At 69.9% G+C, this 11,042-nt stretch carries 9 protein-coding genes and 1 pseudogene; 2 read left to right on the top strand and 8 right to left on the bottom strand.

Going from position 1 to position 11,042, the window contains the following annotated elements; all coding sequences use genetic code 11:
• A pseudogene (locus ACRDP3_RS08960) lies at positions 1-1,184 on the top strand (MFS transporter); the annotation flags it as partial.
• Here the strand turns inward: ACRDP3_RS08960 and ACRDP3_RS08955 are convergent.
• From ACRDP3_RS08955 to ACRDP3_RS08925, 7 genes are all read right to left on the bottom strand, one after another.
• A complete protein-coding gene (locus ACRDP3_RS08955; protein WP_431516324.1) occupies positions 1,181-1,567 on the bottom strand; it encodes a VOC family protein in 387 nt (128 codons plus the stop codon). The pseudogene ACRDP3_RS08960 and the gene ACRDP3_RS08955 sit on opposite strands and share 4 nt — an antisense overlap.
• Before the next feature lie 127 nt (positions 1,568-1,694).
• Positions 1,695-2,156, bottom strand: a complete 462-nt coding sequence (locus ACRDP3_RS08950) for an SSI family serine proteinase inhibitor (protein WP_431516323.1) — start codon at positions 2,154-2,156, stop codon at positions 1,695-1,697.
• Between the two features lie 188 nt (positions 2,157-2,344).
• On the bottom strand, positions 2,345-2,575 hold the full coding sequence (locus tag ACRDP3_RS08945) for a hypothetical protein (protein ID WP_431516322.1): 231 nt from the start codon (positions 2,573-2,575) through the stop codon (positions 2,345-2,347).
• Between the two features lie 125 nt (positions 2,576-2,700).
• Positions 2,701-5,553, bottom strand: a complete 2,853-nt coding sequence (locus ACRDP3_RS08940; protein WP_431516325.1) for an NHLP bacteriocin export ABC transporter permease/ATPase subunit — start codon at positions 5,551-5,553, stop codon at positions 2,701-2,703.
• 115 nt (positions 5,554-5,668) lie between these two features.
• Positions 5,669-7,975 carry an NHLP family bacteriocin export ABC transporter peptidase/permease/ATPase subunit gene (locus ACRDP3_RS08935; protein WP_431516321.1) on the bottom strand — a complete coding sequence of 769 codons (2,307 nt, stop codon included), beginning with the start codon at positions 7,973-7,975 and terminating at the stop codon, positions 5,669-5,671.
• The gene (locus ACRDP3_RS08930; RefSeq protein WP_431516320.1) at positions 7,972-8,778 is read right to left on the bottom strand and encodes an HlyD family efflux transporter periplasmic adaptor subunit; all 807 of its coding nucleotides are present in this window, start codon (positions 8,776-8,778) and stop codon (positions 7,972-7,974) included. Before ACRDP3_RS08930 ends, ACRDP3_RS08935 begins: the two co-directional genes overlap by 4 nt.
• A 262-nt stretch (positions 8,779-9,040) precedes the next feature.
• Complete coding sequence (locus tag ACRDP3_RS08925; protein ID WP_431516319.1) at positions 9,041-9,247, bottom strand: type A2 lantipeptide; 207 nt, start codon at positions 9,245-9,247, stop codon at positions 9,041-9,043.
• A 764-nt stretch (positions 9,248-10,011) separates the two neighbouring features.
• Here ACRDP3_RS08925 and ACRDP3_RS08920 point away from each other — a divergent pair.
• A complete protein-coding gene (locus ACRDP3_RS08920) occupies positions 10,012-10,251 on the top strand; it encodes a chaplin (protein ID WP_431516318.1) in 240 nt (79 codons plus the stop codon).
• Between the two features lie 470 nt (positions 10,252-10,721).
• On the opposite strand, the gene ACRDP3_RS08915 is transcribed toward ACRDP3_RS08920, so the two are convergent.
• A complete protein-coding gene (locus ACRDP3_RS08915; protein ID WP_431516317.1) occupies positions 10,722-10,961 on the bottom strand; it encodes a chaplin in 240 nt (79 codons plus the stop codon).
• Positions 10,962-11,042: the final 81 nt, after the last annotated feature.

The following is an 11,042-nucleotide window of genomic DNA, read 5'->3' as shown; positions in this document are numbered from 1 at the left end:
CCGCTGCCCTGTTCCTGGACCGCCGGCGGCAGGCGGCGTACGCGCTCGCTGTCGCGCCGCCCGTCGTCGTCGCCGTCTCCGCGGTCTTCTTCCCCTTCGAGGGCATGCAGCCGATCCCCTGGTGGTCGGCGCTCTTCCCGCTCGCCGGCGCGGTGCCCGCCTTCCTGCTCGTACCGCGTGCGTGGCGCACGCTGCGGCTCAGCGCGCTGGTGTACGCGGTCGGTGTGCTGCTGACGTGGCTCATCCCGTCACAGGTCGGCTCGAACGTGGAGCGTCTCAGCCTGTTGTTCGGTGTCGTGACGCTGCTCGCCGCCGCGCCGCTGGTGATACGGGACTGGCGGTCGCGGCGCGGTGTGGCGATGGCGATCGCGCTCGTGGTGGCGATGGGCTGGCAGATCGCCAAGCCCGCCTACGACGTCTTCGCCACCACTCCGGACGACGCGTGGGCGCGCGAACTCGCCCCGCTGGTACGGCAGCTCAAGCGCGTCGACGCGAAGCGCGGCCGGGTGGAGGTCGTGCCCGTACGCAGCCACCGTGAGGCGTCCGCCCTCGTTCCGTACGTCAATCTCGCCCGCGGCTGGAACCGGCAGGCCGACACCGACCGCAACCCCGTCTTCTACGAGAACGGCGGTCTCACCGCCGCCAGTTACCACGACTGGCTGCGCCGGTGGGCGGTGCACTACGTGGTGCTGCCCGCCGACACGCCGGACGCGGCGGCCGAGGAGGAGGCCGGCATCGTACGGGCGGGACAGACCTATCTGCGGGAGATCTGGAGCGACGCGAACTGGCGGCTCTTCCGCGTCGCCGACCCGCTCCCGCTGGCCGACCCGCCCGCGAGCGTGGAGCACGCGGGCGCCGGCGAGGTGACGGTACGGGTGCCGGAGCGCGGTGCGGTGCTGGTGCGGATCCCGTGGTCGCCGTGGCTGGGCCTGGTCGACGACGAGGGGGAGGCCGTCGTGCCCCCGGAGCGGGGCGCCGCGAACCTGCACGGGTGTCTGCGCAAGGCCGAGCCCACGATCGGCGGACCGCCGCCGAAGGGCGAGGAGGATCCGGTGGTGGACACCTGGACCGTGCTGGAGGCCCCACGGCCGGGCACCTATCACCTCGCGGCGCCCTACCGGCTGCCACGCGGGACGCTCTGCCCGGACGGCGTGGGGGAGCGGACCCGCGAGCGGACCCGCTAGCCCCCGCTGCCGTAGGGCCGGGTGATGATCTCCATGGAGTGGCCGTCGGGGTCGGCCCAGTAGACGCCACGGCCGCCGTCGTTGTGATTGATCTCGCCGGGCCGCTCGTGGAAGGGGTCGGCGTAGTACGTGATTCCCGCGCCCCGGACGCGGTCGAAGATCGCGTCGAATTCCTCTTCGGAGACGATGAAGGCGTAGTGCTGCGGGGTAATGGGCCGGCCGTCCGCGTCGGCGAAGTCGAGCGCGACCTCGTTGGCGGTGACGACGGGCAGGAACGGACCGTACTGCGGCCGCACTTCGAGCCCCAGCAGGGAAGCCAGGAAGTCGGCCGAGACCTCTTTGCTCGTGGCGTGGACGATGGTGTGGTTGAGCTGTACGGCCATGGTCGGTCACTCCTCACGCCCCCGGTGCCGGGGCAGTCGGCCGACGGGGCCGCGGTACCCCGTCCTTCCGTCCCTTCCAACAGGAGAACCGGGGCACCGAATTTCCGTAACCGTTCCACCTTTGGGCCTACTGCCTCGGACCCAGTGCCTGGAACCCCGGGCCGCGGGGGCTCATCCGCGGCAGCAGCGGCACCAGGGTGTCCCAGCGCTGCATCTCACATCCGTTCTTTCGGGTGACGTGCGTGTTCACGCGGCGGCCTGCCCAGTGGCCGCGGATGTGGGCGTTCGCCGGGCCCCCGTACTGCAGCGTGCAGGGGGCGCCCGCCCGGGCCGGGGCGAACGGTTCCTTGCCCCACACCGTCGCCTCGTCCAGTCCGTCGCACGCGCTCCGGGGGTCGGGGTGGTCGCCGGCGGCGGGGTGGCAGTGCAGATGGTGCGTGCCGTCGTAGGCGGCGTTGCCCGAGTGCGTGACGGTGACGGTGAGATGGTCGGGGTGTCCGAAGCCGCCGTCGTGCGCGAGCGCGGCCGGAGTGGCGGCGAGGACCGCCGCGGTGACGGTGACGGCGACGGTGAGGCGGCGGATCGGCATCAGGGCTCCAGGGGACGCTGGTACGGGGGCAGGGCCGGGACGGCCGGGGCAGGACCGGCAGGGGGCAATGGGGACCCCTTGGCGGACCAACGTCCGGTCAGCGGCGAGGTCACGGGGATGGCCGTGGACCGGCCCGAACGGGCTACCCCGCCCCGCTGTCCCGCCCCCCGTCCCGCCCCGCTTCCGTGTCACCCGGGCTGCTGGACCGGGCCCGGCTCGGCAGGCACGTCCGTCCTGATCTGCCAGCGCCCCCTCGGCGTGCCGGGCACGGCTTTCCCCTGCCGGTCCCACTCCTGCGCGAGCCCGGCGTAGATGGGTTCCAGCCAGTAGGCGCCGGTCAGCTCCGCGAACTGCGTCGCGGGCCCGGCGAGTCCGTCGTGGTGGGTGGGCCGGAGGACGATGAACGAGGTGTTTCCCATGCCCGCTGCAACAGTGACCGACGGGAACAGGACACCCTGCCGGCAGCCGCTTCACCGCGACGAGAGTCGCCGTTCGATCACGCGTTGGTCACGCTGCGTGGGCCGTACTGCCGGCACCGCCTGCTTCAGTGGATCTGACGGCGGACCAGTTCATGGAACTCGCCGCCCGTGTCCTTGAGCAGTTCGGCGGGCGATCCCTGCTGGACGATCCGCCCCGCCGACATCACGATGACCCGGTCGGCGTCCATCACGGTGGACAGCCGGTGGGCGATCACGATGCGGGTGGCCTGCAGCTTGCGGGTGCTCTCGGTCACGATGCGCTGGGTCTCGTTGTCCAGCGCGCTGGTGGCCTCGTCGAAGAACAGGATGCGCGGGCGCCGGATCAGGGCCTGGGCGATCATCAGGCGTTGCCGCTGACCGCCGGATACGGCGGCGCCGCCGTCGGCGAGCATGGTGTGCATCCCCATCGGCATCCGTTTGATGTCCTCGGCCAGTCCCGCCATCTCGGCGGCCTCCCACGCCTCTTCCGGCGTGAAGATCTCCGCGCCGCAGATGGAGTCCAGGATGGAGCCGACGAAGGGCTGCGCGTTCTGCAGAACGACACCGCACTGCCGGCGCACCGCCGACTGGTCGAGTGCGGACAGGTCCTGACCGTCGTAGAGCACGCTCCCGTTGACCGGTTTGTCGAAGCCGATGAGCAGCCGGAGCAGGGTCGACTTGCCGCAGCCGCTGGCCCCGACGACCGCCACGAACTCGCCCGCCCGGATCCGGAAGGACACGTCGTCGAGCGTCAGCGGGCCGTCCTCGCTGTACCTGAAGGACAGCTGCCTGGCCTCGATCTCGCCGGACAGCGGGCCGGGCTGGGTGCTTCCGCCGCGTACCTCGGTGGGCTCGTGCAGCACCGGCTTGATCTGCTCGAACATCGGCAGCACGGAGGCCGCCGAGATGAGTGCACCGGTGAGCTGCGTGACCGAGGTCAACATCATCGTCACGGCGGTGTTGAAGGTGAGGAAGCCACTCGCCGACAGGCTGCCGCGAGCAGGCCCGGCGAGCAGCATGAACATGAGGAGTGAGCAGGCCGGCAGATAGACCGAGTTGAGCACCGTGGTCAGGTTCTTGATCCGGCCGATCCGCTGCTGCAGTTCACGGCTGCGGGCGAACTCCCGTGCCCAGGCGGCGTAGGCGAAACTCTCCGCCGCCGCGACGCGCAGCTTGGGCAGTCCTCGCAGGGTCTGGAACGCCTGGTTGTTCAGCTTGTTGCTGAGCTCGATCAGTTCCCGCTGCCAGCGCAGCTGCCACAGACCCATGCCGAGGAACGCGGCGGCGATGACGATCAGCAGAGCGATCGCGGTGAGCGCCAGCGGGACGCTGTAGAAGAGCAGCAGCACGACGTTCATCGAACCGACCGTGCAGGCTTGCACGGCGATCGGGCCGACGCCGGACATGACGCGGCGGATGGTGCTGATGCCCATGGCCGCGCTGGCCAGTTCACCGGTGGAGCGTTCGGTGAAGAACTTCGTCGGCAGGCGCAGCAGCCGGTCCCAGACGGCGGGTTGCAGCGTGCTTTCGACGCGCCCCTCCATGCGCAGGATGGACATGTTCTGCAGCAGCATGAACGCCGCCGTGACGACGCTGCTGAGCACGATCGCCAGCGAGACCTGCGTGATGAGGCTGGTCTCGGCGTTCGGTACGAAGACACCGAGCACCTGTCCGGTGGCGATGGGCACCAGTGCGCCGAGGCCGACCGCGACCAGCCCGCCGAGCACGAGATTGCGCAGGTCCATGCGGGTTCCGCGCAGACTGAAGCGCAGCAGCCGCATGGCACTCATCGGCCGTTCGGGCAGCGGGCGGTAGAACATGACGGCCCGCTGTTCGAACTCCGCCGCGTTGGCCTTGCCGACCCTGGTCCACTCCCCGTCGGCGTCCACCGCCTGGTAACGGCCGCGCCGCCACAGCAGGGCGACCGGTTCCCCGGTTCCGGTCCGCTGGCCCACCAGCGGACCGGTGTTCTCCCGCCACCAGCGGCCCTGGAACCTGATGACGCGGGTTCGGACCCGTGAGCTCAGCGCGATGCGCTCGACCGGGTTCGTACGGTCGTTCAGTTCGGTGCCGCGCTCGGGGGCGGAGAGCCGGATCCCGGCGGCGTCGCCGACTCTGCGGCAGACGGCGAGCGCGGCGTCGTCGGTCACCGCCGAGCTGCCGGCGGCGCCCTTGCCCGAGGTGTTGATGGAGGCCAGCAACGCCTGGTCCGCGTGTGCGCGGACAGCCTCCCCGGCCTCGATGCCGGCCGCCGTACGGTCCTCGTGAGCGCGTTCGATCCGCTCGATCCAGCGGTCCAGCGCGGACAGCAGCCGGTACTGCTGGTTGACCATGCGCTGCCACGTCGCGCCGTCGACGAGCAGCTGGCCGGCCGCCTCGGCGCTGAACTCGGCGCCGTACTGCACGCTGCCGGGGTCCACCCGCATCCACAGGATGTCGTCGTCCGCGGCCGGCTCGGCCTCGTCCGACAGTGCCTCCGGTCCGTGACCGGGCAGTCCGTCCAGCGGGGCGGCGAACAGGACGCGGAGGCTCCGCGCGATACCGAGCCCGAACGCGGACTCCAGCGGGCTGAGGCCGCCGCTCTGGGTGTTCCAGGCCGGCCCCTCGCCGTATCCGCTGTACGGGTGGAACTGTCCGTAGGCGTCGTACTGGCCGTACTCGGGCCGGAACAGCTCCCGGATCTCGATCCTGCGCAGTACGCACTCCCGCAGCGGCCTGCCGACCAGCGTGTGCTGGGTGCCCTCGACCGGTCCGAGCAGCAGGGTTCCGGGCCCGAGCCGGCCAAGGAAGTGCCAGTGCCCCTGCTGAACGGCGTCGACCGCGAACAGGTCCATCGCCCCGGCCGTCACCAGCCAGAGCACGTGGGGCCCCTCCAGCGACACACTGCTCCGGCCGGCACAGTCGGCCTGCTCGCCCAGTGCCCCGAGCGCGCCGATCACCGCGTCGCCGTCGCCGGGGACCGGTCCCGCGCCGGGGTTCGGTGCCGCGCCGGGGGCGCCCGCGGGGCCTGCGGCGCCGGGCTGGTGAGCGGCGTAAGGGTCTACGGACGTCACCTCAGTGCTCCCTGACCAGCTGGGCGTACGGCCCGCCCGAGGCCACCAGTGCCTCGTGCCGACCGCGTTCCACCACCGTGCCGTGGTCCAGCATGACGATCTCGTCGCTGTCGCGGACGGTGCTCAGCCGGTGCGCGATGACGACGCAGGCGCAGCCGCGCCGCCGCAGGTTGTCGATGATGAGCTGCTCGGTCTCGGCGTCCAGGGCACTCGTCACCTCGTCCAGGACCAGGATGCTGGGCCGGCGGACCAGCGCGCGGGCGATCTCCAGGCGCTGGCGCTGACCGCCGGAGAAGTTGCGGCCGTCCTGCTCGACGCGGCTGTGGATGCCGCCCGGCCGCCGGGTGAACAGGTCGAGGACGGCGGCGTCCTCGAGTGCGGTGGTGACCGCCTCGTCCGTAATGGACGGGTCCCACAGTGCCACGTTGTCCCGCACCGTGCCCTCGAAGAGGAAGACGTCCTGGTCGACGAAGGAGACCGAGGCGGCCAGGGCGCTGCGTGAGATGTCCTCCAGCCGCTGCCCGTCGATGCGGATCACTCCCTCCCAGGGACTGTAGAGACCGGATATCAGCCGGGAGACGGTGGACTTGCCGCTGCCGGAGCCGCCGACGAGTGCGACCTGCTGGCCCGGGCCGACGGACAGTGAGAAGTCGGTGAGCAGCGGTTTGTCCAACGGGCTGTAGCCGAAGGTGATGCTCTCCAGCTCCACATGGCCCCTGAGCCGCCGGGTGCTCGCCGCCGGTTCGCGCCGGGAGTAGAGCGTGTCCACGGGGAAGTTCTCGACGTCCTTGAGCCGGGCCACGTCGGCCGCGAAGTCCTGGATGCGCCCGGCCACTCCGTTCAGCCGGGTGATCGGTGCGGTGAAACGGGTCACCAGCGCCTGGAAGGCGACCAGCAGACCGATGGAGATGTGCCCCTCCACCGCCCGCGTCCCGCCGATCATCAGGATCAGCGCGCTGTTGAGCGTGGCGAGTGTGGGGGCGACGACAGCCAGCGCGGCGGTCGGCACCCCGAGCTTCTGCTGCTCGTCCAGAGTGGTCGCGTGCTGGCCGGCCCACCGGCGGAAGTAGCCGTTCTCGCCGCCGGTGGCCTTCATGGTCTCGATCAGCTGGAGACCGGTGTAGGAGGTGTTGGTCAGCCGGGCGCTGTCCGCCCGCAGCTTCTGGGTACCGGTCGCCCGCAGCCGGATCACCACCCGCATCGCCACCACGTTCAGCAGCGCGATCAGCACACCGACGATGGTCAGTTGCGGGTCGTACGTCCACAGCAGGAGCGCGTAGAGGATCACGACCACGGCGTCCACACCGGCCGCGGCCAGGTCCCGGGCCAGGGTTTCGGCGACCGTGTCGTTGGACTGCAGGCGCTGGACGAGGTCGGCCGGACTGCGCTGGGCGAAGAAGGTGACCGGCAGTCTCAGCAGATGCCGGAAGAACCGGGCGCTGCTGAGCGTGGAGGAGATGATGCGCCCGCGCAGCAGATTCGCCTGCTGGAGCGCGGTCAGCACGGCCGTCAGGACGACCATGGTGCCCATGGAGGCGAAGAGGGTGCTCAGCAACGACGTCTGGTTGCCGATCAGGAACATGTCGATGTACGTACGGCTCAGGGCCGGCACCGCGGCGCCGACGGCGACCAGCAGGAGGCTGGCGAGCAGGGCGGCGATCATCGTGCCCGTGGTGCCGCGCAGCCGCGTCGGCATCGCGCTCATGAACCCCGGCCGCCTGCCGCCACGGCGGAAGTCCTCGTCGGGCTCGAAGGTCAGGACGACGCCGGTGAAGCTGGTGTCGAAGTCCTCCATCGCCACGAAGCGGCGGCCCTTGTCGGGGTCGTTGATGTGTACGCCTCGCCGGCCGAAGCGGCGGCCCGTTCCGTCGTAGACCACATAGTGGTTGAACTCCCAGAACAGGATGGCGGGCACCGGCACCTCCGCGAGGGCGGCCGGTTCCATCTGCATGCCCTTGGCCGTCAGACCGTAACTGCGGGCGGCTTTGAGCAGGTTGCTGGCCCGGGAGCCGTCGCGGGAGACGCCGCAGGCGATCCGCAGTTCCTCCAGGGGCACGTGCCGGCCGTAGTGGCCGAGCACCATGGCCAGGGCCGCGGCGCCGCACTCCAGCGCCTCCATCTGCAGCACCGTGGGGCTGCGAACGGGCTTCTGCCGACGGCCCTTGGGTATCGGCTGGGGCGCCGCCGGGGCCGGTGCGGCACCGCCCGTACGGTGCCGTCCGCCGCCCCTGCCGTTCGGGCGGTGCTTCCCGCGCCCCGGTGGCGGCAGCTGCGGCTGCGGCGCCGCGGCATCGTGCTGGGAGGTCATGGGAGCAGCCAATCGATCGGACGCTCGGCGGGCAGATGGATGGCACCCTCGGCCATCGTCATGGAGGCGACCCGGTACGGGGGGCCCTGGTCCGACGACCACTGATAGCCGGACTTGGTGGTCGCCGACTTGTCCAGCCGCACCATGACCGCCACGGGCTGGCCCTCCTTGGAGAACTGCGCGCCCAGCTGGCTGTTGCCGAGGAAACCGGTGATCTGCTGCTGGGTCTGCTGTGCCCGCCCGACCGCCTGGACGGTGCCACGCAGCACACCGTAGCGCTGCGTCGGGGCCGACTGGACCTTCAGGTCGACCGACGATCCCACGGGGACGGTCGCGCCGTTGCTGCCGGGCACGTACAGCATCGCCACGAGCGGCTCGTCGGCGCTGTCGATCCGCTCCACCGTCGCCACGTCCTTCCCGGTGACGACCACCGAGCCGATCTTGGCGGTCAGTGTGGTCACCCGGCCCGCGGCCACGGCGCGTACCGCGCGGTCACCGCGCTCCGTACGGACCTTCAGCAGCGGTGCGCCGGCCCGCAGCATGTCGCCCTCGTCGGCCAGGACCTCGGTGACCTGGCCCGCGACCGGGCTCTGCAGGAGGTAGCTGCCCTGGGCGTGGGTGAGGACGCCGGGGGCGCTCAGCTTCGACGACACCTTGCCGGTCACGGCCCAGTAGGACGCTCCGGCCAGGACGAGGACGGTGACGAGCAGCACGAGGAGGCCCTGCGGCCGTGCGAAGCGCACGGGCAGGTCGAGTTCCTCGGGCGACTGCAGATTGGAAAGGGCCTTCTGCCGGAACTGCACAGGACTATTCCCTCAACCGCGTTCGTATCTTTCGGGCACGGAACTTCTTCCCTCGGGCGCGCGATGGCGTCGTTCGTCGTCGTTTGACGTCAACTCGATTGAAAAGGTGGGAAACTGACAGTTGTTCACAATGGCCCACACACGTCCGTAAGCCCCGGAACCACTGGGTTCCGGGGCTCACGGTCACCCCACTGCGAGCAAATGCACCAAGCAGGCTGAGTGTTAAAGCAACTGACTCTGCCGCGTGGCGGCGAGCTTCGTCTCAGAGACCGGCGAGGCTGGTGACCCCGGCGGTGTTGACGCCGGTGGTGCCCTCGACGGTGTCGGTGACGGTGCCGAGTGTGCCGGTGACGGAGACCGGGGAAACGGAGTCGACGGCGCCGACGGCCGCGCCGAGGACACCACCGGAAACGTTGTCCAGCTCGCTGTCGGCAATCTCGCGGGTCTCAACCTGGGGCGTGAAGTCCATGACTTGCGCTTCCCTTCGTTCGCTACTGGTGTGTTCTCTAATAGCATCGGCCGGCTCGGCGGTAAGGCCGTCCGGCCGCGAGCGGTCGTCGGCACCCGAGAACGGGAACCAATCGTTCAACTTCCGCGTCTGGCCCGATCAAAGCACGCTCGTGCGTCGCCCGGCCACTCGTTCGCAAGCCGCTCCCGTGCCGGTCCCGCTCTCAACTTCGTCGACGTGTGACTTCGTCCACGACTTCGTGACCATCCCTTCACTTCGCGCACTGGTGTCATCGCCCGGTTGTGGCGCCTGCGACGACGCTCGAGGCGACATTTCCATCCCAAGACCTCGGAGTGACCGCCAGGCGGAACCTCGTGTGCCGCATGTACGCACACGATGTGCAGGTTCGCTGAAATCCGTTTCGATGGCCGGGACTCACCGCGTCGCAGGTCCTTGACCTGCGGGTGCACGGCACGTGGCACCCGGTGACCCGGGGTGATCGCCGCTGTCCGCACCGGAGTTGGGTCGCGTTACCGGTGTCTAAGTGTGCTACGGGCGGAATGACCCGTTGAAATGATGAGAGGCCCCACAAATGCCCCCTGACACCTCACCCGGCGCCGCCGACGAGCGGCGTCGGGAGGTGTGAACGGCCTCTGCGGCCGGGCGGGTTGAGTTGTCTGCGGCCATTCGGGTGAGCGTCAGTGACCCGGGAGCGCCGGTCGCGTTGGGCAGGAAGCCGCTGGCAAACGTAAACGGCGGCCATGACGTACAAAGGGAGTTCAGCCATGAAGGCGATCAAGAGTGTCGCAGTCGTTGGGGCCGCGGCCGGTCTGCTCATCGGAGGGGCGGGCGTCGCTGCCGCCAACGACGGTGCTCAGGGTGCTGCGATCGGTTCGCCTGGCGCCATCTCGGGCAACGTGACCCAGGTCGTGACCAACCTCCAGGCCAACCTGTGCGGCAACAGCACGAACATCATCGTCGGCTTCCTGAACCCGACGTTCGGCAACGCCTGCGTCAACCGCTGACCTGAGGCGGACGGGCGGGACGGGCCGGCTCCAGAAGAGGGCCGGGAGATCCCACCGTGACGCATGCCACCCGAGCCCTCGGCCGATGTGCCGAGGGCTCGGGTGTTTTGTGCTGGTGCCGGTGTCCGTGATGCCGGCGAGGGACACCGTGCGCTCTCTTCGCAGACGGCACGTTCTCTTCGGGGCCGGGACGCACGCCCGCTCGCCGCGCGAGCGGCTTCCTGGCACTGAGAATCAAAGCCTGAGAATCAAAGCCCGTCACAGCGGGACCCTCCGTCAGCGGCACGAACGCTCTCGTTCGTGAGGAAGGGCCGGACCCCCTCGAGAGGTCGTGCGGCGGGGCCCGGTCCGGGATGGAAACGCGACCTGGCCCCTCTCCCGGAACATTCCTGGGAAAGGGGCCAGAATCCGTGCGATTGTGCTATCGAGTGTTCTTACCCGGACCGCACGGCCCGCGCTCCTGGATACCGTCAGCGGTTGACGCAGGCGTTGCCGAACGTCGGGTTCAGGAAAGCGATGCCGGCGTTGGTGCTGTTGCCGCACAGGTTGGCCTGAACATTGGTCACGACCTGGGTCACATTGCCCGAGATAAAGCCCGGCGAACCGATCGCAGCGCCCTGCGCACCGTCGTTGGCGGCAGCAGCACCCGCGCCTCCGACGAGCAGACCGGTCGCAGCGCCAACCAGAGCAAGGCTCTTGATCGCCTTCATCACTTAACTCCCTCATATGCGTGTAGTGCGGTCCCCACCTGTACCAAGCGGGCAGCATGCACAACGCGACATAAACAACAG

The sequence above is a fragment of the Streptomyces sp. genome, from assembly GCF_050698815.1.
GTDB lineage: Bacteria > Actinomycetota > Actinomycetes > Streptomycetales > Streptomycetaceae > Streptomyces.
The sequence above is the reverse complement of the archived record's forward strand: the minus strand, read 5'-3'. Positions and strand labels throughout refer to the sequence as shown.